At 68.9% G+C, this 22,634-nt stretch carries 18 protein-coding genes; 7 read left to right on the plus strand and 11 right to left on the minus strand.

The genetic code is table 11. The features are described 5' to 3' along the window. Positions 1 to 46: 46 nt before the first annotated feature. Both J2848_RS15790 and J2848_RS15795 read left to right on the plus strand, forming a co-directional pair. Complete coding sequence (locus J2848_RS15790; RefSeq protein WP_149231821.1) at positions 47 to 775, plus strand: amino acid ABC transporter ATP-binding protein; 729 nt, start codon at positions 47 to 49, stop codon at positions 773 to 775. A gap of 131 nt (positions 776 to 906) precedes the next feature. After that, the gene (locus J2848_RS15795; RefSeq protein WP_246193903.1) at positions 907 to 1,587 is read left to right on the plus strand and encodes a GntR family transcriptional regulator; all 681 of its coding nucleotides are present in this window, start codon (positions 907 to 909) and stop codon (positions 1,585 to 1,587) included. Between the two features lie 20 nt (positions 1,588 to 1,607). Here J2848_RS15795 and J2848_RS35925 read toward each other — a convergent pair whose 3' ends face one another. From J2848_RS35925 to J2848_RS15815, 5 genes are all read right to left on the minus strand, one after another. Next, entirely contained in the window at positions 1,608 to 1,733 is a 126-nt protein-coding gene (locus J2848_RS35925) for a hypothetical protein (RefSeq protein ID WP_281288582.1), read from the minus strand. A gap of 81 nt (positions 1,734 to 1,814) precedes the next feature. Then, positions 1,815 to 2,309 carry a DoxX family protein gene (locus J2848_RS15800; protein WP_246193902.1) on the minus strand — a complete coding sequence of 165 codons (495 nt, stop codon included), beginning with the start codon at positions 2,307 to 2,309 and terminating at the stop codon, positions 1,815 to 1,817. Between the two features lie 27 nt (positions 2,310 to 2,336). Beyond that, positions 2,337 to 3,116 (minus strand): HvfC/BufC N-terminal domain-containing protein, encoded by a 780-nt coding sequence (locus J2848_RS15805; RefSeq protein ID WP_149231819.1) that lies wholly within the window; start codon positions 3,114 to 3,116, stop codon positions 2,337 to 2,339. After that, on the minus strand, positions 3,106 to 3,990 hold the full coding sequence (gene bufB, locus J2848_RS15810; protein ID WP_149231818.1) for an MNIO family bufferin maturase: 885 nt from the start codon (positions 3,988 to 3,990) through the stop codon (positions 3,106 to 3,108). The genes J2848_RS15805 and bufB overlap by 11 nt, the downstream gene beginning before the upstream one ends. 48 nt (positions 3,991 to 4,038) lie before the next feature. Next, positions 4,039 to 4,377 carry a BufA1 family periplasmic bufferin-type metallophore gene (locus tag J2848_RS15815; protein ID WP_149231817.1) on the minus strand — a complete coding sequence of 113 codons (339 nt, stop codon included), beginning with the start codon at positions 4,375 to 4,377 and terminating at the stop codon, positions 4,039 to 4,041. Between the two features lie 145 nt (positions 4,378 to 4,522). On the opposite strand from J2848_RS15815, the gene J2848_RS15820 reads away from it, so the two are divergent. Further along, positions 4,523 to 5,473, plus strand: coding sequence for a LysR family transcriptional regulator (locus J2848_RS15820; protein ID WP_170307050.1), 951 nt, complete (start codon positions 4,523 to 4,525; stop codon positions 5,471 to 5,473). A gap of 4 nt (positions 5,474 to 5,477) precedes the next feature. Here J2848_RS15820 and J2848_RS15825 read toward each other — a convergent pair whose 3' ends face one another. The 6 genes from J2848_RS15825 to J2848_RS15850 form a co-directional block, all read right to left on the minus strand. Next, positions 5,478 to 8,171, minus strand: a complete 2,694-nt coding sequence (locus J2848_RS15825) for an MGH1-like glycoside hydrolase domain-containing protein (RefSeq protein ID WP_149231815.1) — start codon at positions 8,169 to 8,171, stop codon at positions 5,478 to 5,480. A 3-nt stretch (positions 8,172 to 8,174) separates the two neighbouring features. After that, complete coding sequence (locus tag J2848_RS15830) at positions 8,175 to 10,238, minus strand: amylo-alpha-1,6-glucosidase (RefSeq protein WP_211103153.1); 2,064 nt, start codon at positions 10,236 to 10,238, stop codon at positions 8,175 to 8,177. A gap of 14 nt (positions 10,239 to 10,252) precedes the next feature. After that, entirely contained in the window at positions 10,253 to 12,346 is a 2,094-nt protein-coding gene (locus J2848_RS15835) for an FAD-dependent oxidoreductase (protein WP_149231814.1), read from the minus strand. A 99-nt stretch (positions 12,347 to 12,445) separates the two neighbouring features. Continuing rightward, positions 12,446 to 14,062 carry an FAD-dependent oxidoreductase gene (locus J2848_RS15840; protein ID WP_149231813.1) on the minus strand — a complete coding sequence of 539 codons (1,617 nt, stop codon included), beginning with the start codon at positions 14,060 to 14,062 and terminating at the stop codon, positions 12,446 to 12,448. 34 nt (positions 14,063 to 14,096) lie between these two features. Beyond that, positions 14,097 to 14,948: an MIP/aquaporin family protein gene (locus J2848_RS15845; protein ID WP_211103152.1), complete on the minus strand. Its 852-nt coding sequence runs from the start codon at positions 14,946 to 14,948 to the stop codon at positions 14,097 to 14,099. Between the two features lie 3 nt (positions 14,949 to 14,951). Continuing rightward, the gene (locus tag J2848_RS15850; protein WP_149231812.1) at positions 14,952 to 15,800 is read right to left on the minus strand and encodes a glucose 1-dehydrogenase; all 849 of its coding nucleotides are present in this window, start codon (positions 15,798 to 15,800) and stop codon (positions 14,952 to 14,954) included. Between the two features lie 1,200 nt (positions 15,801 to 17,000). Between J2848_RS15850 and J2848_RS15855 the strand changes: the two genes are divergently transcribed. The 4 genes from J2848_RS15855 (at position 17,001) to cysC (ending at position 22,628) form a co-directional block, all read left to right on the plus strand. Further along, the gene (locus J2848_RS15855) at positions 17,001 to 17,927 is read left to right on the plus strand and encodes a sulfotransferase family protein (RefSeq protein WP_211103151.1); all 927 of its coding nucleotides are present in this window, start codon (positions 17,001 to 17,003) and stop codon (positions 17,925 to 17,927) included. Positions 17,928 to 17,988: 61 nt separating this feature from the next. Continuing rightward, the gene (locus J2848_RS15860; protein WP_149231811.1) at positions 17,989 to 19,665 is read left to right on the plus strand and encodes a methyl-accepting chemotaxis protein; all 1,677 of its coding nucleotides are present in this window, start codon (positions 17,989 to 17,991) and stop codon (positions 19,663 to 19,665) included. Between the two features lie 36 nt (positions 19,666 to 19,701). Then, the gene (cysD, locus tag J2848_RS15865) at positions 19,702 to 20,667 is read left to right on the plus strand and encodes a sulfate adenylyltransferase subunit CysD (RefSeq protein ID WP_149231810.1); all 966 of its coding nucleotides are present in this window, start codon (positions 19,702 to 19,704) and stop codon (positions 20,665 to 20,667) included. Next, complete coding sequence (gene cysC / locus J2848_RS15870; protein WP_149231809.1) at positions 20,667 to 22,628, plus strand: adenylyl-sulfate kinase; 1,962 nt, start codon at positions 20,667 to 20,669, stop codon at positions 22,626 to 22,628. Before cysD ends, cysC begins: the two co-directional genes overlap by 1 nt. Positions 22,629 to 22,634 lie beyond the last annotated feature (6 nt).

Genomic DNA, 22,634 nt, shown 5'->3' on the forward strand with positions numbered 1-22,634 from the left:
CCGTGCCCTCACCCGTCCAACGCCCCCATCGCCAAGAGATTCCCCCATGATCGCCATCGAGAATGTCAGCAAGAACTATGGCACCTTCCAGGTCCTGAAGGACTGCACGACCACCGTGCGGAAGGGCGAGGTGGTGGTGGTCTGCGGCCCCTCCGGGTCGGGCAAGTCGACGCTGATCAAGTGCGTCAACGGGCTGGAGCCCTTCCAGTCGGGCCGCATCCGGGTGGACGGCATGGATGTCGGCGCGCGGGGTACGAAGATGTCGGCGCTGCGCGCGCGCGTCGGCATGGTGTTCCAGAATTTCGAGCTGTTCCCCCACCTGACCATCATGCAGAACCTGACCCTGTCCCAGCGCAAGGTGCTGGGCCGCCGGACGGACGAGGCGGAGGCGAAGGGCGAGGCGCTGCTGGCGCGGGTCGGGCTGGCCACCCAGGCGCACAAGTTCCCCGGCCAGCTTTCCGGCGGCCAGCAGCAGCGCGTCGCCATCGCCCGCGCCCTGGCGATGGACCCCATCGCCATCCTGTTCGACGAGCCGACCTCGGCGCTCGATCCGGAGATGATCAACGAAGTGCTCGACGTGATGGTCGAGCTGGCCAACGAGGGCATGACGATGATCTGCGTCACCCACGAGATGGGCTTCGCCCGCAAGGTCGCCCACCGGGTGATCTTCATGGACCATGGCAGCATCATCGAGGACTGCACCAAGACCGAGTTCTTCGAGACCCAGCGGTCGGAGCGCGCCGCCCAGTTCCTCGCCAAGATTTTGCAGCACTGAAACCCGCCCGGACGCGGCGTCGCCCCCTACCCCGGCGGACAGGCCGATCAGAACCTTTGCAGGACAACGGTTCGTCTGCTTTGTTAGGGGAAGATCAGCGTCAGGTGGCAGGACTTGGTATGAGCATGGACATGGACGATTCCAAAGCCGCGACGCCGGCCGCAGCAGGTGCGAATCCGGCCGGCGTGAATCTGGCGAGCATGGCCTACCGCACCATCCTGGAGATGATCCTCGACCGCCGCATCCCCAGCGGCGAGGTGATCGTCGAAGACCGGCTGGCCACCGCGCTCAGCATCTCGCGCACGCCGATCCGCGAGGCGCTGGTGCGGCTGGCCAGCGAGGGGCTGATCCGCAAGGAGTTCAACCGCCCCTACCGGGTGCGCGAGGTCTCCAACCGCGAATATTTCCAGAGCATGCGCCTGCGCGAGATCCTGGAGGGGGAGGCCATCGCCGCCGCCGCGTCGCGGATCGATCCGGTCCGGCTGCAGGCGATGAAGGCAGAGATGCTGCGGCTGCGCGACGAGCCCAAGATCCGCTTCGAGGACCATTGGGCGGCCGACGAGGAACTGCACACCCTGATCGCCGAGGCGTCCGGCAACGCGGTGCTGGCGCAGATCATCCGTGACCTGCGGGTGACGACGCGCCTGTTCGAGCTGTCCGGCCTGCCGTCGCGTATCCGTCCCGACTGCGACGAGCATCTCGACGTCATCGCAGCACTGGAGACCGGCGATGCGGCGGAGGCCAGGGCCGCCATGGAGCGGCATATCCGCAGCCTCGCCAAGGATGTGCTGGGCGAGATCGCCAAGAGCTGAGCGGTCCCCGGCTCTGGCCTTCAGGCCGCTTCGCAGGCACGGTAATGGGCGGAGATCTCCGCGCCGGTGGCGATCCAGACATCGTCCCTGGCCAGCACGTGACGCAGGAAGTCGCGCAGCAGGTGCCATGCTTTTCCGTTCCACAAGACGGCCCGGCCGCGGAGTGCGTGCCGGGCTTGCCGTGGTCCCTGCCTCCGGGAGCGTTCAGCCTTGATGCGCAACCCGGGTCATGAGCGGGTGATCCGGTTTCGGATCATATGGTCGAGCGAGAGGCGGCCGGGTCCGTGCACGAGGATCGCCAGCAGCAGGAACATCCAATAAAAGTGCTCGATCGAATTGTAGGCCGGATTGGCGGCGCCCAGCACGAACTGGATGACGAGCGACATGCCAAGCAACGGGAGCGCGGCCACCCGGGTCATCAGGCCGGCGACGAGCAGGATGGGCATTCCGAGTTCGAAGGCTGTGCCGAGCAGTGCGGCCAGGTCCGGTGGCAGGAGTGGAACCTTGTACTCTTCCTGAAACAGCAGGACGGTCGTGTCCCAATCCTGGATTTTCGTCAGGCCGGAATTGAAGAAGACACGCGCGATCCACAGCCTCAGGGCGAGTTGCAGGAGCGGCGCTCCCCAGGCGTTCAGGCGGCCGATTGCGGTGTCCATCAGGGCGGACACCTCACGGAGGGCGCGCCGGTTGCGAAGACGACGGTCGATGGCAACGTGCGACATGGTTTGTTCCTCACGCAGCGGTGGGCCTTACAGCGGGGCCTCGGCCAGGGGGTCGGTGAAGGCGGTGAAGGTTCCCAACTGCAGGTGCGTCAGGAACGTGACTTGGAGATCAAAACCGGCTTCCGTTTCGGACGCCGCCATGGCGGCGTGGGCGAGGTCCGCGCCGGCCGACAAGGCCATGAGCAGGGTCAGCTCACCCTGCCCGAGCATGACGGACTGCACCTCCAGCAGCGGGCGGACGACCAGGATTTTCTGCGGCCGCGCGGCGGGCGCCACGCTTTCACCACGCTGCAGAGCGTCCCACAGTTCCAGCGCAGGGTAGGCGCAGGTCAGCAGATGGGCCGACGGGTGCAGCGCCAACCGCAGCGTGGGATAGCGTTCGGTCGGCAGGGCGCGGACGGCGGCCACATTCAGGACCGGCGCATCAGCCGCAAAATAGGCGGTGTTCCACGCCCATTCGAAACGGGCCAGGTCTCCGGCCGCCGGTGAAACCACGGTTGGGCGGGCCGCGGCCTTGCGGTCGAGGTGATCGGGAAAGCGGTCACCGTAGGCCAGAAGCTGCGGCACGCGTGGCGGATGCCGACGCACGAACCGCAGGGCCTCGGTGCGGAAGGCGGGTCGCCCCATCAGCCTTGTCGTCATCGGAAAGGCCGCCTCCAGCACCGCCACCAGCGAGCCGACGACGTTGTTGGCGTGGATCGCGAAGCGTACCGGCGCCGGAATGGCGTCCCCGACCACGCCGGGTGGCAGGCCGGTCCCGGCGCTCAGCAGCTCGCGCCGCATGGCGGCTTGCAGGTCACGCAGCATCGCGAGCCTCCTTGTCGATGCGGGCGAGCAAGCGGTCGGCCGTCGCGGCTTCGTCCAGCAGGACCGGCAGCTCCGGCACGCGGGTGTCCCATTCGACCAGTACCGGACGCGGGCCGGTTCGGCGCAAAGCTTGGGCCAGCAGGGTCCAGACCGGATCGGCGACGGCGCTGCCATGGTCGTCGATCAGCAGGGTGCCGCAGCCGGTGTCGTGCACCGCGTGTCCGGCAACATGGATTTCGCCCACCGCACCGGCGGGGATCGCGGCGAGGTAGCCCAGCGGATCGAAGCCGGTGTTGTGGGCGCTGACATGGATGTTGTTGACGTCCACAAGCAGGCCGCAGCCGGTGCGGCGGACCAGTTCGGCCAGGAACTCCGCTTCCGGGATGGTGGATTGTGCGAAATCCAGGTAACGCGAGGGATTCTCGACCAGGATCGGGCGCTTGAGGGCTTCCTGCACCCGCTCCACGTTGCGGCGGACGATTTCCAAAGCTTCGTCCGTATAGGGCAGCGGCAGCAGGTCGTTCAGGAAGGTTCCCCCCGCCGTGCTCCAGGCCAGATGGTCGGAGACCAGGTCCGGCTGGAGGCGGTCGTACAGTGTCGCCAGCCGGTCCAGGTGGCGGGGATCGATCCCGTCGGCGGAGCCCAGCGACAGGCCGACCCCATGGCAGCTGAGCGGGTAATCCCGACGGATCGTCTCGAGCGCCCGCAGGCGGGGGCCGCCGGCCGCCAGATAGGTCTCGCTGTGCACCTCGATCCAGGCCACGTCGGGAGGATCGGTGAGGAAGTCCGCGACGTGACGGTGCCGCAGCCCGATGCCCGCACGCGGGGGGATGGAGACGGACGGGACGGTGGCTGCGTTGGTCGAGGGAAGCATGGCGGGGGGTCTCCGGCGGTCGGCGGTGGTCCGGGACTGCGGTCCGGATCAGCTCTTCTTCGGGGCGGCGGGGGTCGCCGCCCTGGTCATGTCCTTGGGCATGCCGACGCCGTTGAAGGCGGCGAGCTTGCCGCCCATCTCGGTGCAGACGCCGGCCCGGACGGCACGCCACTCACCGCCGTCATAGTCCTTGGCCGACTGGCCGGCGCAGGAATGGGTGCCGGCCTCGTTGGCGCAGCTGTTCTGCCCCGCCTTGGAAATGCCGTAGCATTTCTCCAGCCCGCCGGCCTCGGCCGCGGCGGCGCCATGGGCCGGCAGCAGGGACGCCATGGACAGGGCACCGGCCAGAGCGGCGGCAATCGTCAGGCCATTAATCTTTTCGGACATTGCTCATCTCCTTTGGTTGTTTCTCCCGCCATGGGGAGTGGTTGACGAAGCCAAAGTATTCGTTGTCCGGACCTGCATGAAATGCTTTGGTCCTATTGTCCGCATAGCCGTCGGCTATGGGCGAACCAACCGCTTGGAGGTTGCGATGGAGATGCACCAGATCCGCTACTTCCTCGCCGTTGCGGAAACGCTCAACTTCACGCGCGCGGCGGAGCAGTGCAACGTCACCCAGCCGTCGCTGACCCGCGCCATCCAGAAGCTGGAAGACGAAATGGGCGGCCCGCTGTTCAGCCGGGAGCATCACAACACCCACCTGACGGAACTCGGCCGGCTGGTGCAGCCGCATCTGGAGGCGATCTACAGCACCAACGCCGCCGTGCTGGCCGAGGCGAAGCAGTACCGATCCATGGACCGCGCGCCGTTGAAGCTCGGCGTGATGTGCACGATCGGTCCGGCGCGCCTCGTCGGCTTCCTGGAGCAGTTGCGGACCCGCATCCCGATGCTCGACCTGATCATCCGGGACATGCCGGCGAAGCCGCTGGTGGAAGCGCTGCTGGCGGGCGACCTGGACGTGGCGCTGGTGGCGCTGCCCTCATTCCCGGAACGCTGCACGGCCAAGCCGCTCTTTTCGGAGCGTTACCTGATCGCTTTTCCGAAAGGGCACCGGTTCGAGGGCATGAACGCCGTTCCGCTCGGCGAACTGGATGGCGAGGATTACCTGCAGCGCGTCCACTGCGAGTTCCGCTACCATTTCGAGGCGCTGGGCATCCCGAAGCGGCACAGCGTGAACATCCGCTATCACAGCGAACGGGAGGACTGGGTACAGGCGATGATCGCCGCGGGCATGGGCTGCGCCGTGATGCCGGAGCATCTGCCGATCCTGCCGGGCCTCTCGACGCGGGTGATCATCGAACCGGAGGTGTCGCGGACCATCCATCTGGTGACGGTCGCCGGCCGCCGCTTCACCCCCGTGGAGCAGGTCGCCATCCGCATGGCCCAAAGCTATCGCTGGGACGCGACCGAGCCGAGGGGGGCAACTCCCGGATGGTGCGACTTGGTGACGGACACCCTATCCCCCGGAGGGGAGAGGGCGTGAACCGTCAGGCTCCCACCACCTCCACGCTCCGCGCCTGCGCCCTCCAATAGTCCGGAATGTCCGTCCGGTGGCGCCGCATCACGAGGTTGGCGAGCAGACCCGTCCAGCCGGTCTGGTGCGCGGCCCCCAATCCCTGCCCGGTGTCGGCATGGAAATATTCGTAGAACAGCAGAAGGTCGCGCCAGTGCGGGTCTTCGTGGAAGTTCGGCTGCGTGCAATAGACCGGCCGCCGGCCGGCCCCGTCGGGGCGGTAGAGCGATACCAGCCGGTCGGCGATCAGCGTCGCGATCTCCTTCAAGGTCAGCTCCCGGCCGTCCAGGCACGGCACCGGCACGCGGTAGGCGTCGCCCAGGAAGCGGTGGAACTTCTCGATGGACTGTACCAGCGTGTAGTTCACGGGCATCCACACGGGACCGCGCCAGTTGGAGTTCCCCCCGAACAGGCCCGAGGTTGACTCGCCCGGCACATAGTCGATCAGCGCCTGTCCGACGCCGGGCAGATCGCCGAGGTGCCGGTGCTCCGCGTGGATGCGGCTGACGCTGCGGATGCCGTAGTCGGACAGGAACTGGTCGCGGTCGAGCAACCGTTGCAGGATGCGCGGCAGCATGGTGTGGTCGACCAGGGCCAACAGATGCTCGCCGCGGTCGTTCTCCCAGTCCGGGCAGGCGCAGACATAGCTGCCCTGGAACTTGCCGCCCTTGTGGGTCGTGAGCATGCGGCGGAAGCGCGGCACCCGCTCCAGCAGGCGGCGGTCCACCACCTCCGTGGCGAACAGCGGGATCAGCCCGACCATGGAATAGACGTTCACGCGCGAGACCTTGCCGTCCGGGCACACGATCAGGTCCTTGAAGAAGCCGTCCTCTTCGTCCCACAGCGACACCGCTCCCGGCACATGGCCGCCGATGGCATTCGCGATGCCGAGAAACTGCTGGTAAATCTGGATGGCGATGTCCTCGTAATCCGGATCCTCCGCCGCCAGTTCCAGCGCCATCACCACCATGTTCAGCGCGAACATGGCCATCCAGCCGGTGGCGTCGGCCTGCTTCAGGCTGAAGCCGGGCGGAAGCGGCTGCGAGCGGTCGAAGACGGAGATGTTGTCGAGGCCGAGGAAGCCGCCCTCGAACACGTTGTGCCCGTCGGCGTCCTTGCGGTTCACCCACCAGGCATAGTTCAGCAGCAGCTTGTGGAAGACGCGATGCAGGAAATGCGTGTCGCCCTCGCCGCGCTGCACCCGCTCCGCCCGGAAGACCTTCAGCGCCGCCATGGCGTGCACCGGCGGGTTCACGTCGCCGAAGGCCCACTCATAGGCCGGGATCTGGCCGTTCGGGTGCAGGAAGCGTTCGGACAGCAGAACCTCGATCTGGTCCTTGGCGAAGTCCACGTCCACCAGCGCCAGCGCCGCGCAGTGGTAGGCGAGATCCCAGGCGGCGAACCACGGATACTCCCAGGTGTCGGGCATGGAGATGATGTCGGACGATGCCAGATGCCTCCAGGACCGGTTGCGTCCCCCCTTGCGGCCGTCCGGCGGCGGCAGCCGGTCGCCGTCCAGCCAGCGCGCCACGTCGTAGTGGAAGAACTGCTTGCACCAGATCATGCCGGCCAGCGCCTGCCGCAGCACCCGCTTGTCCTCCGCATCCGCGTCGGGCAGCAGGGCGTCATAGAAGGCGTCGGCCTCGCTGCGGCGTGCGGCGGACACGGTGGCGGTGCAGGCGAAGGGCTGGGGCAGGGGGGTGGCGGAAAGCACGAGGTCCACGGCGCGGGCCTCGCCCGCCGGCACGTCGAGGACATACCAGGGGGCGGCCTTGGTGCCTTCCCGTGCCGGATTGACCGCGCCGGTCTCGCCCTGGATCACGCGGCGATGGAAGCCGTCCTTCACATAGGGCATGGCGTTGGGGATGCCCCACAACCGCTCCGCGTTGCTGTCATTCTCGGTGAACAGCAGCTCGGCCGGGGCGGCACCGTAGAGGTGGTAGGCGCCAAGCTCCGGATGCTCCGCCCGGATCGCCCAGGCGGCGCCGGCCGGCGGGTCGATGGCGCGGAGCCGCGGGCGCGGCGCTCCGTCGGTCCAGGACCATGTGTTGCGGAACCACAGGGTGGGCAGCAGGTGCAGGGTGGCGGGTTCGGGGCCGCGGTTCGCGGCCTCGATGCGGATGTGGATCTCGTCCGGGCCGGCCTTGGCGTGGGTCACTTCCACATCCCAGTTGCGGCCGTCATCGAACACCCCGCTGTCGAGCAGCCCGAAGGGCGGGTCGGTGCGCCCGCGCATCCGGTTCTCGAAGATCAGGCGGCCGTAGGGGAATTCGGCCTGCGGGTATTTGTAAAGGTAGCGCAGCCAGGAATGGCTCGGCGTGGCGTCGCGGTGGAAATAGAACTCCTTCACATCCTCGCCGCGGTTGCCCTCGTTTCCGGTCAGGCCGAAGGCGCGCTCCTTCAGGATCGGGTCGCGGCCGTTCCACAGGGAGAGCGCGAAGCACAGCCGCTGCCGGTCGTCGCTGATTCCGGCCAGTCCGTCCTCGCTCCAGCGGTAGGCGCGGGATCGCGCCTGATCGTGGCTGAAGTCCTCCCAGGCGGTGCCGTGGGGGCTGTAGTCCTCCCGCACCGTGCCCCAGGCCCGTTCCGACAGGTAGGGGCCCCACAGCCGCCAGTTCCCGGTGCCGGAGCGCTGGGCTTCGAGCCGTTGCCGTTCCGCGTTTCGCATGGTTCAGATCCTCCCGTTCGATGATTTTGCTTGTTCCAGCCGCCACCACGCCTCCAGCACGCAGGCGGCCGACCAGGCCTGGACGGGGCAGCCGCGCGGCGTGTGCGGCGGATTCCCGTCGAAGATCTCGCTGACCTGACCGAGGGCCGCGTCGGTCAGGTGGTCGGCGATGGGCTCCAGAAGGCGCTGCGCGGCCTCCGCATCACCGGTGACGCGATGTACGGCCAGCGCGAAGGGACCGAGCAGCCACGCCCAGACCGGTCCCTGGTGGTAGCCGCCGTCGCGCTCCCACACGCCGCCGCGGTAATGGCCGCGGTAGTCGGGATGGTCCGGCGCCAGGGAGCGCAGGCCGTGGCTGGTCAGAAGCTCCCGCCGGCATTCCGCGACCACGCGGGCCTGCACGGCGGGCTCCAGCGGGGAGTGCGGCAGGCTGACGGCAAAGATCTGGTTGGGGCGGATGGAGGCGTCGTCGCCGTCCGGTCCGTCGATCACGTCGTAAAGGCCGCCGCACGATCGGACGAAGCGCCCGAAGGAACGCCGCACCCGCTCCGCCGCCTCGCGGTAAACGGCGGCGGGTTGGCCGAGCCGGTCCGCGAAGCCGGCCATGGCACGCAGCGCGTTGAACCACAGCGCGTTGATCTCCACCGGCTTGCCGTGGCGGGGGGTGACCACCCAGTCGCCGATCTTGGCGTCCATCCAGGTCAATTGCAGCCCCGGTTCCCCCGCGCGCAGCAGGCCGTCGGCCGGATCCTCGCCGATGCCGTAGCGGGTGCCGCGGCGGTGTTCGCCGATGAGGCCCGCCAGCACCGGGAAGGCGCCGGCCAGGGCCGTCACGTCGTCGGTGGCGTCCAGATAGGCCCGCCACGCCTCGACATACCAGAGCGCCGCGTCCACCGTGTTGTAGTCGGCCCGCTCCCCGGCGCCGGGGAAGACGTTGGGCAGCATGCCCCGGTCGATGAGGCGGGCGAAGGTCTCCAGGATGCGCCGCGCGCTGTCGGCCCGCCCGGTGGCGAGCGTCAGGCCGGGCAGGGCGATCATCGTGTCGCGGCCCCAGTCCCCGAACCACGGGTATCCCGCGATCACCGATTGCCCGTCCGGCACCCCCGGCAGGGGCCGCGCGAAGAGGAAGCTGTCGCAGGCCAACACCAGCCGCCGCACCCAGCCGGGGGACGCGGCCATGTCCGGCAGCGCGTCGTCGGCCGTCGCCAGCACCGCGGCCTCCTGTGCGCGGCGGCGGGCAAGGGATGCGGCGATGTCCATGTCGGCCTCCGCCTCCAGGCTGCCGACCACGCCGACCCAGTGGCCGGGGCGCAGGTCGAAGACCGCCTCGCCCACGCACAGGTGATGGTCCACGGGCGGAAGGCCGCGCTCCTCCTCCACGGGCAGCAGGAAGTCGGCGTGCCAGTCGCGGCGGGGCTCGATCCGTCCGCCAGGGGCGTGGAGGGTCAGCGTGAATCCGCCGGGCTCGACCACGCGCAGGCGGTCGGGGCCGTCCACGCGGACATCCGGGGTGAAGCCGTGGCGGTCGGTGGTGCCGTGGTGGTCGCGGCCGTTGACCAGCAGGGACACGCGCAGGGAGACGCCGTTCCCGTCGTCCGTGTCGGAATGCAGGCGCCACGCGGCGGTGACGGTGTTGGCGCCCTGCTCCAGCCACACCCGCGCCTCGACCCGCCGGCCGGCGATGGCGAAGGTCCAGGCCGGGATGCGCCCGTCGAGGTGGAAGCGCTCCATATGGTCGTATCCGGCCGGGACCACGGCACCGCTGGCCCAGCGGTTGGTGGAGAGCGGCCAGTCATGGCCGTCGGCGACCAGCGTGGCGTCGGCCTTGGCGAAGACCAGCCGGCGACCGAGCGGCGGCTCCACCGGGGCGACCAGCAGGCCGTGGTAGCGCCGCGTCAGGCTGCCGGCGATGGTCCCGGCGGCGTATCCGCCGAGCCCGTTGGCGAGCCACCATTCCCGCCGTTCCGCCTGGGGCAGGTCGCCGCAGACCGCACGGCCGAAGCGGATCGGCATCATGTCCAGGTCGTCGGCGAGGGTGGATGGGGGACGCGTCATGACCAGCGTCATGGCCCTTCTCCTCTCTATGAAGCGCGTTCGAGCGCGGGGACGGGCGGGGCGGCGGCGGCCGGATTGGGCGCGCGTTCCGCCGGGCCGGTGATCAGGCGGGTCCCTCGTCGCAAGGTAAGGTAGGCCCAGAACCACTCCACGGCCACACCCAGCCGGTTGCGCATGCCCGACAGGAACAGGATGTGCACCACACCCCACAGCCACCAGGCGGCGGCCCCGGTCAGGCGGACCCGGCCGAACTCGGCGACCGCCGCCTTGCGTCCGATGGTGGCGAGGCTGCCGGCGTGGCGGTAGCGGAAGGGCGCCGGGGCGGGGCGGCCCTCCAGCCGGGCACGGATGACCTTGGCGACATGGGCGCCGCCCTGCTTGGCCGCCGGGGCGAGGCCGGGGACCGGCTGGCCGTCCCAGCCGTGGCTCAACGCCGTGTCGCCGATGGCGAAGACCTCCGGCAATCCGGGTACGGACAGGTCGGGGCCGACCGGCACCCGGCCGGCGCGGTCGGCCGCCACCCCCAGCCAGCGCGCGGCCGGCGAGGCGACGACGCCGGCAGCCCAGAAGACGGTGCGCGCCGCGATGCGCGTGCCGGAGACGGTCACGCCGCACCCGTCGACCGCCTCCACCGCACTTCCGGTCAGGACGGTGACCCCCAGCGATTCCAGGGACGCGGCGGCCTTTGCCGACAGCGGTTCCGGGAAGGTCGGCAGAAGGCGCGGGGCCGACTGAACCAGCAGGACGCGGGCGTCGGCCGGGTCGATGGCGCGGAACTCGCCCATCAGCCCATGGCGGGCCAGCTCGGCGATGGCACCCGCCAGTTCCACGCCCGTGGGGCCGCCGCCGACCACCACGAAGGTCAGGAAGGCGCGGCGCAGATCCGGGTCATCGCTGTTCTCCGCCTCCTCGAAGGCCAACAGCAGGCGGCGGCGGATCTCCGTCGCGTCCTCGACCTTCTTCAGGCCGGGGGCCAGGGGCTCCCACTCCTCGCGGCCGAAGTAGCCGTGCCGGGCGCCGGTGGCGAGCACCAGATGGTCGTAGGGCACCGTGCGCCCGTCCTCCAGCCGCACCGTGCGGGCGTCGGTGTCCACGCCGACCACGCGGCCGAGCAGCACGCGGGCGTTCGCCTGGTCGCGCAGCAGGCTGCGGATCGGCGTCGCGATGTCCGCGGGCGACAGGCTGGCGGTCGCCACCTGGTAGAGCAGCGGCTGGAAGAGGTGGTGGTTGCGCCGGTCGATCAGCGTCACCCGGCAGGGCGCCTGTGCCAGCCCCCGCGCCGCCGCCAGCCCGCCGAACCCACCGCCGACCACGACAACATGCGGCGCGTCCTCCGGCAGCGGCGGCGTGACCCCGGCCAGCCGCGGCCAGCGGCGGGCAATGGCGCGACCGATGATATGGTCGAGCGACAGCGGTCCCGGGCCGAAGACCGCGATCACGCCCAGCAACAGTGGCAAGGAGAGAGCCGCACCCGCCGTCACCAGCCCGACCAGGGTCAAGGCGACCAGCCGCGAGCCCAAGCCAAGGGCGAGCAAGGCTGCGCAGGCCAGGGCGACGGGGGAGGCGGAGCGTGCGACGATGCCCGCCAGCAGCAGCCGCAGCGCCATGTGGACAACGGGCCCGCCATGACGCGTGACCGCCTTCAGCAGATATGCGGCGGGTTTGGCGAAGGGCAGGGCGCTGTCGGGCAGGCCACGCGCCAAACGCCGGTCGAGCGACAGCGACCCGGCGCCCATGACCATCAGCCGGGTCAGCAGCGCCGCCTGCACGAGATGCGCGTCGAGCGGCCGGTAGGCGAACTGGGCGACCAGCACGAGCGCCAGCATGGGCAGCGCCGCGAGGCGCGTGGCGAGGCCCAGCGCCAGCAGCGGCGGGCACAGCAGCTCGATCCCCGCCCCGGTCCAGGCGGCGGCCACCGGGTCCAGCCAGGACACCGGATATTCGGACCGGGCGAGATAGAGCGCCTGGTCCCAGTCGTGCAGCTTGACGATGCCCGACACCCAGAAGGCCTGGGCCAGCCACAGCCGGACGGCAAGGTCGAGCGCCGGCCCGGCCGCCTTCCGGGCAAGCGACAGAGTGTCGCGCGTTATGACGGCGGTGCGGAGGAGGCGGTCACCCATGGCTCAACTCCGTGCGCAGGGTCTGCGCCCCGACGGCCGCAGCCGACAGCAGGACGACGAAGCCGGCGAGGAAGAGGACGGGAAGGGGGGAGCGCCGCGTCATGCCGCACCTTCCTGCACGCCCAGGCACGCGGTAAGGGGTTGCGCGCCAAGACGCGCGGCAATGGTTTGCGCGCCAAGACGCGCGGCCAGATGGTCACCGACGCGCAGCGCGTTGGCGATGATGGTCAGCGTCGGATTCACCGCGGCGCTGCTCGGGAAGAAGCTCGCGTCCACGACATAGAGGTTGTCGAGGTCATGGGCCTTGCAGGTCACGTCCAGCGCCGACGTTTCCGGGTCGTGCCCGAAGCGGATCGTGCCGTTCTGGTGCCCGGTGCCGGCGATGGGGATGCGCTTGCCGAAATAGGCCTCGCGCGGGATCAGCGTGCGCTCGCAGCCGATGTGGCGCAGCAGCTGCTTCAGCTTGGCGGTCAGCCGCTCGTGCGCCTCGACGTTGTTGGGGGTGTAGCGCAGGGTGATGCGCCCGTCGCGGCCGACCTCCACGCGGTTGTCGGGGTCGGGCAGATCCTCCGACGTCAGCCAGAAATCCAGCGCGTGGGAGGCGAAGCGCTCCGCCGCACCGGCCGGCAGCAGGCCGTGGCTTTCCGCGGAGACCATCGCCGCGTCGGTCTTGCCCAGCATCTGGATATGGCCGAGCGGGAAGTCCCAGTCGTCCGCCCCGAAGTAGAAGTCGTTGAGCCCCAGCGTCTTCTGGAAGCGCGTCGGGTTCGGCCGCCGCGATACGGCGATCAGGGCGGAGTTCAGGTGGCACATGTAATGCCGCCCGACCACGCCCGACCGGTTGGCGAGCCCGTCCGGATGCCGGTCGTTGGCGGAGCGCAGCAGCAGCGCCGCGGAGTTGATGGCGCCGCAGGACACCACGACGATGTCGGCCCGGTATGTTGCCTCCAGGCCGTCGCGGCGGACCACCACGCCGGTGACCTCCCGCCCCGATGGGCTCGTCTCCAGCCGGTCCACATAGGCGCCGGTCAGCAGCGTGACGTTCGGGTGCTCCAGCGCCGGGGCGACGCAGGTGACGTGCGCGTCGGCCTTGGCCTGGACGAGGCAGGGAAAACCGTCGCAGGTGGAACAGCGCACGCAGTCGCTGCGGTGCGGGCGGGATTCGTCCAGACGGATGCCGACCGGCAGGGGGAAGGGACGGTGGCCGGCGCGCCTCAGGTCGTCGAACAGCGCCTGGATGCGTGGCTCATGGCTGACCGGCGGGTGCGGGTAGGGATCGTCGCAGGGCGGCTCGGTCGGGTCGCTGCCCCGCTCTCCGTGCACGGAATAGAGCCGTTCCGCCCGCGTATAGTAGGGGGCGAGGTCGGCGTAGCCGATCGGCCATGGCGGCGAAACGCCACCCTTGTGGTACAGCGGTCCGAAGTCCCGCTCCCGCAGGCGGAACAGCACGGCGCCGTAGAACTTCGTGTTGCCGCCGACGCAGTAATGGATGCCGGGGTGGAAGGCGTGGCCGTTCTTGTCGGTCCAGGTTTCCGGCGCCTTGTACCTGCCCTCCACCACCACGGCGCGGGACTCCCAGTTCTCGCGCTCGCGCGGCAGATGTTCGCCGCGCTCCAGCAGCAGGATGCGCTTGCCGGTCGGGGCCAGATGGTAGGCCAGCGTGCCGCCGCCGGCGCCCGAGCCGATGATGATCACGTCATAGCGGTCCGTGGGCATGGGATCTTTGGACCCGGAATCACTGGACCCGGAATCACTGGACATGGACTCCTCCCTGTTCGATTGGCTTTTCGACGCTGTGCAGCGGGCTGCGGGCCGGCTGGCCGCAGAAGATGCAGCGGCTGCGCGGGTCGTGGTTCAGCTTGGCGCAGCGCACCGGCCGCCGGCCGGGCAGGCGCCGGTACAGCTCCACCGCCAGCAGCATCCCCAGCGGCGGCGCCACCCCGTAGATCCAGGCGCCGGTCCACAGGCCGCTGGGGATCGCGGAGGCCAGCGTGCGGGCCGGGTTGATGCTCATCCCCGACAGCGGCGCCGCCGCGGTGATGAAAAGCGCGACCAGAAGGCCGGCGCCGACACCGGTGAAGCGCTCCCACCCCGCGCGGTTGGTGGTGATCAGCACCATGCCCATCAGCAGGAAGGCCATGGTCACCTCCGCCGCGAAGGCGACGGCCGGGCCGGCCACGCCCGGCACCGTGGCGATGGCGGCGACGGGCGGGCTCGTGAAGCGCCGCCCCAGCAGTGCCGCCACCAGCAGCGCGCCGGCCAGCCCGCCCAGGCACTGGAAGGCGATGTAGAAGGCCGCGTCCACCGCCCGGACCTTGCCCAGCCGCAGGAAGCTCAGCGTCACCGCCGGGTTGATGTGCGCCCCGGACCGCCGCCCCCAGGGGGAGAGGATGATGGCGACCGCGGTCAGCCCCATCGCCGCCCCCATCAGCGCGCGCCGCAGCAGGGGCGAGGGCAGGGCCGCGTGCAGCGGCGAGCCCGGATGCTCCAGCAGTGTGGCGCACAGCCCGGCGGACACCATGAACAGGCCGAGCCCCGCAGCCTCCATCAGGTATTCGGGCCAGTGGTTACGGAACGGGTGGTTTCGGAGCGGATCGGCCATGGCTCAGCCTCCCGCTTCGAAGCCGGGGTAGAGCGTCATGCCGCCGTCCACGAACAGGGTCGTGCCGGTGATATAGTCGGCGGCGTCGCTGGCCAGCCAGGCCACCGCATGGGCGATGTCCTCCGGCTCCCCGATGCGCTTGGCGGGAATCAGCTTCAGCAGTTCCGCGTAGGCTTCCGGCGTTTCCCAGGCCTCGCGGTTGATGGGGGTGCGGACGGCGCCCGGCGCCACGCCGACGACGCGGATGCGGTCGGCCGCCAGTTCCTGCGCCAAGGTCTTCATCATCAGCATCACGCCTCCTTTGCTGGCCGCATAGTTGACGTGCCCGGCCCAGGGGATGACCTCGTGGACGGAGCTGACGCAGACGATCTTGCCGAGCGCCCGCGACACCTCCGGCCGGAGCCCCTGGCGCTTGAAGGCGCGCACGGCGGCGCGGGCGCACAGGAACTGGCCGGTCAGGTTGACGCCGATCACCGTGTTCCACTGCTCCAGCGTCATCGATTCCACAGGCGCGTCGCGCTGCAGGCCGGCGTTGTTGACCAGGATGTCCAGGCCGCCGAAGGACTCGACGGTGCGGGCGAACAGCGTCTCGACCTGATCCTCCCGCGATACGTCGGCTTTGACGGCCAAGGCTTTGGCGCCGGAGGCGCGGATGCTCTCCGCGACCATCTCCGCGGCTTCGTCGCCCGAGACGTGGTTGACGATGACGTCCGCCCCGGCCGCACCCAGGGCCAGCGCGATGGCGCGCCCGATGCCCGAACTGGCGCCGGTGACCAGCGCCCGCTGCCCCGCGAGCGGACGCAGCTTCCCGATCGCCGGCCCACGGTGGGCCAGCCCGAAATTGCCTTCCATGTCTGTCTCCCTCGGACGTTCCGGTTGGGTTATGCGGCCGTCACAGCAACCAGGTGGCGGGGGACACCAGAGCCACGACGGCGAAGACCACGGCGGCTTCGCGCTCGGCCTTCGACCAGCGGGCCCAATCGCGGGCGAAACTGCGCAGGATGCTCATGACGCCCTCCCTTCGGTGACCATGTCGTCATGTCCCAAGGGTAGGACGGGGGCGGGGCTCGTGTGAAATCGCCTTGATCAATCGGTTCGATGCAGGGCGGCTATGCCCATGCCCAGCCTCTATGCAGCCAATGGGTACCGTCGGCTTTGCCACGGCAACCGAGTTGGTGGATAGAACTTGCGAAATTCGCAACTCCGGGTCGGCCCGGTGCTGAGCCATCCGCTTCTCAAGCTCAAGGATTGCCCCGGAGATCTCGGCCCGCTTCTCCCGCAAGGCGCTGACGACGTGCGGCTCGCCCATACTCCATGCCCCTCCCGTTCGGCTTCGGGGCGACAGGGTCGCTGCCAGGGCGGCGACTCTATGGATTTTTTCATACAGCAATTGATCAACGGTCTGATCGTGATCGGCTGCATGATTCTTATCGGGCGTCCCGGCTGCCGGACGGACGAGCCAAGCCCCCGAAATGCGCAAGGCTGAAGATCATTTTCAGGCTGCGTCCCCCTTTGCCGCGTGGGCAGCAGGGGGAAACACACGAGTACAACGTTCAAGACATTGATGTCACAACCCTGACATGCCGTCTTCGGCAGCATGCTTATTCAACATTTTTAATGGCTTATAGGAACAGCAGGCGCGCAAATGAATACAAGTTTATGCGACCCGCTCATGGCAAAGTAGATAATAAATAATGTCGCACAAATGTTATGTTTCCAGATCAATATATAATCCCGATAACTGATTGTTAATAAAAATGGTCAATCATCCGCATGGCGGCTCGCCATAATTATAGATTTTCCGCAACCAGATTTACGTCAAAGAATATGGCGTAGTTTGCGCTGAAATTTTTATTCATAATTTGTAGTTCCTTGATTCGAGGCGGCCAGGCGTTCCAATATCAAGGAGACATGATCATGAGTGTCCTTACGACGCGTTTTGGCGATCTCAATCGTTTGGCGGAACTCATGCGCCGGGACGATGCTTCCCTTCTTACGTCATGGCTTGAACCTGATGGGAAGTACCAACTGCGCCGGACCAGGCTCGACAAGGTGACGAACGGCATCGCCGGATCGCTGGCCGAGGTGTTCCGCCGCATCCCGTCGGAGGAGTTTCCGATGCTGCATTATGGCTGGGGGCGCTGCCGCGTCGGATCGACGGCGCTCGCCAACCTGTTCGGCGTCGCCGGTCTGCCCGCCTATTTCCAGCCGGTGAAGGCGGCCATGCGCAACTTTCTCACCGACTGCCCGCAGACGCCGTGGGTGCCGCCGTCGGCCGCCGACCAGCCGCATCTGTTCAGCAAGGAGGTGGCCGGCCCCTACCTGATGGCCGAATGTCTGTTCATTCCCTTGCAGATCCTGATCGAGGCCGGCTATCCGGCGGATCGCCTGCACCTGATCATGCTCGATCGCGAGCCGGCGCTGTCGCTCTCGTCCTGGTTCACCAAATGGAGCGACCGGGTGCCGCGCAGCCGGTTGCTGAAACATTTCGTCATCGCATCCCTCAACGCCATCCGCGTCGAGGCCTACGCCCGGCGGGAGGGTGTGCGGACCACCCACTATGTCCATGAGGCGAGCCGCCAGCCGGAGAAGGCCGCCGCCGCCCTCTTCCGCCGTCTCGGCCTGTCCGACCGCTTCTCCGCCGGGGCGGTGACCGACTGGAACGGGATCGAGGAGTTCACCTCCGACCGGTCGAGCCTGATCTTCACCAGGGAGCCCGACGTCTATTTCGTGCCGGGAGTCCATCGCGCCGGCGGCAGCTATCGCTACCTCGACCGCGGTCTCGGCTCCGTCACCGACGGCGATCTCGACCTGCTGGACCGCATGGGCATTCAGGATCTCTACCGGGCCAGCGCCGACGCCTGTGCCCGCGAACTCCGGATCACCCTGGAACCGGCCGGCATCACCGCGCTCTTGCCCGGCCCCGGGATGACGGCGATCCGGCCGCGACCAGCCGGATCGCCGATCGCGGCACCCTGATCGCCCCATCGCGATCCTTGCATCCAACCTCGCTTCCAGCCGCAAGAGTAGAGAGACGTCCATGCTCAAGAATTTGCGCATCTCCCATCGCCTGATGCTCTTCATCCCTCTTCTCCTGATCACGCTGGTCATCGTCACCGGGTTCAGCCTGAGCGTCCTGAAGGACAGTCTGCTGGAAGACCGCAAGGAGCAGCTCCGGCAGACGGTCGGCGTGGTGCGCGGCATGGTGGAAGGCTGGTACGAGAAGGAGAAATCCGGACAGCTCACCCGCGAACAGGCCCAGCAGGCGGCGCGCGACCAGCTGCGGCCGCTGCGCTTCGGGGCGGGCGATTATTTCTTCGCCACGCGGTACGACGGCGTCACCATGGTGCATGTCAACCCCGCCTTCGAAGGCAAGAACCGTCTCGACTTCAAGACGGTCGACGGGGTGCCGACGGTGCGTCTGCAGATCGAAGCGGCACAGCGCGGCGGCGGCTTCTACAGCTTCCGCTTCCCCCGCTCCGGCCAGAGCGAGCCGGTGGACAAGATGGCCTACGCCGCCGGTTTCGAGCCCTGGCAATGGTCGATCGGCACCGGCCTCTATCTGGACGATGTCGATGTGATCTATAACCGCATCCTGGAAATCTACATCGGGATCGCGGCGGTTGTCATCGCGGCGGGCGGCGGCTTCGCCTTCATGCTGGCCCGCAGCATCAGCCGCCCGGTGTCGACCATGGCGGAGAGCATGGGGGCGCTCGCCGACGGCGACCTTTCGGTCGAGATCCCGCACATCGACGACAGGCACGAGGTCGGCAAGCTCGCCCGTGCCATGGAGGTCTTCAAGACCAGCCGCCGCAAGGCCGACCAGCTGGTCGCCGAGCAGGAAATCGAGCATGCCGCCAAGGAGCGCCGGCAGGCGGCGGTCGAGCGGTCGCTGGCCGATTTCCAGCAGCGGACGGCCGAAGTGGTCACGGCGGTGGTCGCCGCCGCCGAGCAGGTCCGCTCCCACGCCGGCAATCTGGCCACCATGGCCCAGCAGAGCCGCAGCATGATCGCGACGGTGAACCACGCCGCCAGCGACACCACCGGCAACGTGCAGACCATCGCCAGCGCCGCCGAGGAGCTGTCGGCGGCGGTCAGCGAGGTCAACCATCAGGTCGCCCGGTCGACCGACGTCGCCGAACGCGCCGTGCAGGAGGCCGAGCAGACCAACGTCACCATGAAGGGGCTTGCCGAGGCGGCGATGCGGATCGGCGCCATCGTCCAGGTGATCCAGGAGATCGCCACCCAGACCAACCTGCTGGCGCTGAACGCCACCATCGAGGCCGCCCGCGCCGGAGAGGCCGGCAAGGGCTTCGCCGTGGTCGCCAGCGAGGTCAAGGTGCTGGCCAACCAGACGTCGCAGGCCACCCAGGAAATCCAGACCTACGTCGGCGGCATCCAGGATGAGACGCAGCGTGCCGTCCTGGCGATCTCCTCCATCGGCTCGATCGTCGCCGACATGCGGACGATCTCGATCGGCATCGCCTCGGCGATGGAGCAGCAGGGCGCCACGACCCAGGACATCGCCCGCAACATCGGCCATGCCGCCGACGGCACGCGCGAGGTGTCGGCGAACATCACCGGCGTCGCCGATGCGGCCGAAGTCACCAGTTCCGCCGCCAACGACCTGCACAGCGCCTCGGACTCCCTGCGGCGCGAGGCTTCGGTGCTCAACGATCAGGTCAACAGCTTCTTCAGCCAGCTGCGCGCGATCTGACCGGGACGGACCATGGACGGAACGGAGGAACGGGGTATGACGGCATTGGCGACGAGGCCGGCGGCGGCCGGCCGGACATCGCAGGCCACCACGTCCGGGCACCGCCTGGACGGCCACCTGCAAAGGCTGGAGGCGGAGAGCATCCATATTCTGCGCGAGGTCGTGGCGCAATGCCGCAACCCGGTGCTGCTCTACTCCATCGGCAAGGACAGCGCGGTCCTGCTGCATCTGGCGATGAAGGCCTTCTACCCGGCCAAGCCGCCCTTTCCGCTGCTGCACGTCGACACCGGCTGGAAGTTCCGCGAGATGATCGCCTTCCGCGACCGGCGGATGGCGGAGCTGGGGCTGCGGCTGATCGTGCATCGCAACGAGGAGGGCGTGCGCCAGGGGATCGGCCCGTTCAGCCACGGTGCGGCGCTGCACACCGACGTGATGAAGACGCAGGCGCTCCGGCAGGCGCTCGACGCCCACGGGTTCGACGCCGCCTTCGGCGGTGCCCGGCGCGACGAGGAGGCCTCGCGCGCCAAGGAGCGGGTCTTCTCCTTCCGCACCTCCTCCCACCGCTGGGATCCCCGCAACCAGCGGCCGGAGCTGTGGCGCCTCTACAATGGGCGGGTCAATGCCGGCGAGAGCATCCGCGCCTTCCCGCTGTCCAATTGGACCGAGCCGGACGTGTGGCGCTACATCCTGCGCGAAGACATCCCGGTGGTGCCGCTCTATCTGGCCAAGCCGCGCCCGGTGGTGGAGCGCGACGGCACCCTGATCATGGTCGACGACGACCGCATGCCGCTCGGCGCGGGCGAGGTGCCGGCGATGCGCTGGGTCCGCTTCCGCACGCTCGGCTGCTACCCGCTGACCGGTGCGGTGGAGAGCCGGGCCCAGACGGTGGCGGACGTGCTGCGCGAGACGCTGACGGCCACGGTGTCGGAACGGCAGGGCCGCACCATCGACCATGATCCGGCCGCGTCGATGGAGATGAAGAAGCAGGAGGGATATTTCTGATGCCCGATGGTCGCGGTATCGGTCCAGCCGATGACGGTCCCCTCGACGGCCTGCCGGGTGGGTCGCCCGGATCGTCGCCCGGATCGCCGCAGCGCGGTCTACTGCGCTTCATCACCTGCGGTTCGGTGGATGACGGCAAATCGACCCTGATCGGCCGCCTGCTCTACGACAGCCGGCAGCTGTTCGACGACCAGATCACCCAGCTCGACGGGGCATCCCGGCGCTTCGGCACCACCGGCAGCGGGCAGCTCGATCTGGCCCTGCTGGTCGACGGGCTGGCCGCCGAGCGCGAGCAGGGCATCACCATCGATGTCGCCTACCGGTTCTTCTCCACGTCCCGCCGCGCCTTCATCGCCGCCGACACGCCGGGGCATGTGCAATACACCCGCAACATGGCGACCGCCGCCTCGACGGCCGACGTCGCGGTGCTGCTGGCCGATGCCCGCAAGGGCGTGTTGCCGCAGACCCGCCGGCACAGCCTGATCGCCCATCTGCTGGGCGTCCGGCAGATCGTCCTGGCGGTCAACAAGATGGATGCGGTGGACTGGGATCCCGCGGTCTTTGAAGCCATCGCGGCGGAATACACCGATTTCGCCGGGCGGCTCGGCATCGGTGCCGTGACCTGCATCCCGCTGTCGGCGCTGACCGGCGACAATGTCTGCTCCCCCTCTCCGGCAGTCGGCTGGTATCGCGGGCCGTCGCTGCTGGGATTCCTGGAAACGGTGGAAAGCGCCGATGGACCGGCCGGACCGTTCCGCATGCCGGCACAGTGGGTGAACCGGCCGCACGCCGATTTCCGCGGCGTGGCCGGCACCGTGGCGGCGGGGCGCGTGCGGCCGGGCGATCCGGTCGTCGTCCTGCCCGCCGGCCGCGCCGCCACGGTGGCGCGCATCGTCACCATGGACGGCGACCTGGACGAGGCGGTCGCCGAACAGGCGGTCACCCTGGTGCTGGCCGAGGATGTCGATGTGGCGCGCGGCGACCTGCTGGCCGCCGCCGAAGCACCGGTTCCGGTGACCGACCGCCTCGAAGCCCGCATCCTGTGCCTGGACGACGGCGCCCTGCTGCCCCACCGCTCCTATTTGCTACAGATCGGCACGGCGATCGTCGGCGCGCGGATCGCCGCCTTCGTTCACGCCATCGATGTCGACACGCTGGAACAGCGGCCGGCCGGGGAACTGGCGGCCAACCAGATCGGGCTGTGCCGTGTTGTCCTCGACCGTCCGGTGGCATGCGAGACCTATCGGGAGAGCCGCGACCTCGGCGGCTTCATCCTGATCGACCGCGTGAGCAACGCGACGGTCGGCTGCGGCATGGTCACCGCCACCCGCTGGGCGGCATCGGACCTGCACCCGCACCCGATGGTGGTGGACCGCGCGGCCCGTGCGGCAGCCAACCGCCAGCAGCCGTGCGTGCTCTGGTTCACCGGCCTGTCGGGGGCCGGCAAATCGAGCGTCGCCGACCGGGTGGAGCAGGAGTTGCACCGGCGCGGCCACCGGACCATGAGCCTGGATGGCGACGCCCTGCGCCACGGTCTGGGCCGCGATCTCGGTTTCACCGACGCCGACCGCCGCGAGAATGTCCGCCGCGTCGCCGAGGTGGCCCGTCTGATGGCCGAAGCCGGCCTGATCGTGCTGGTCAGCCTGATCGCCCCCTTCCGCCGCGACCGCGAGGCGGCACGGCTCTGCATCGGCGAAGGCGATTTCATCGAGATCTTCGTCGACGCGCCGCTCGACATCTGCGAAGGGCGCGACCCCAAGGGCCTGTACCGCAAGGCGCGGGCCGGCACGCTTCCCGGCTTCACCGGCATCGACAGCCCCTATGAAGCCCCGGTCGAACCCGACCTTCACCTTCACGCCGACCGCGAGACGCCCGAGCAGCTCGCCCGGCGGGTCGTCGCCCATCTCGACGCGCGCGGCGCCCTGGCCCCCTTCCCCCAGCCGATTTCCCATCTGGAGTGACATCCC

Source organism: Azospirillum lipoferum (genome assembly GCF_024170005.1).
In the GTDB taxonomy this organism is placed as follows: Bacteria; Pseudomonadota; Alphaproteobacteria; order Azospirillales; family Azospirillaceae; genus Azospirillum; species Azospirillum lipoferum.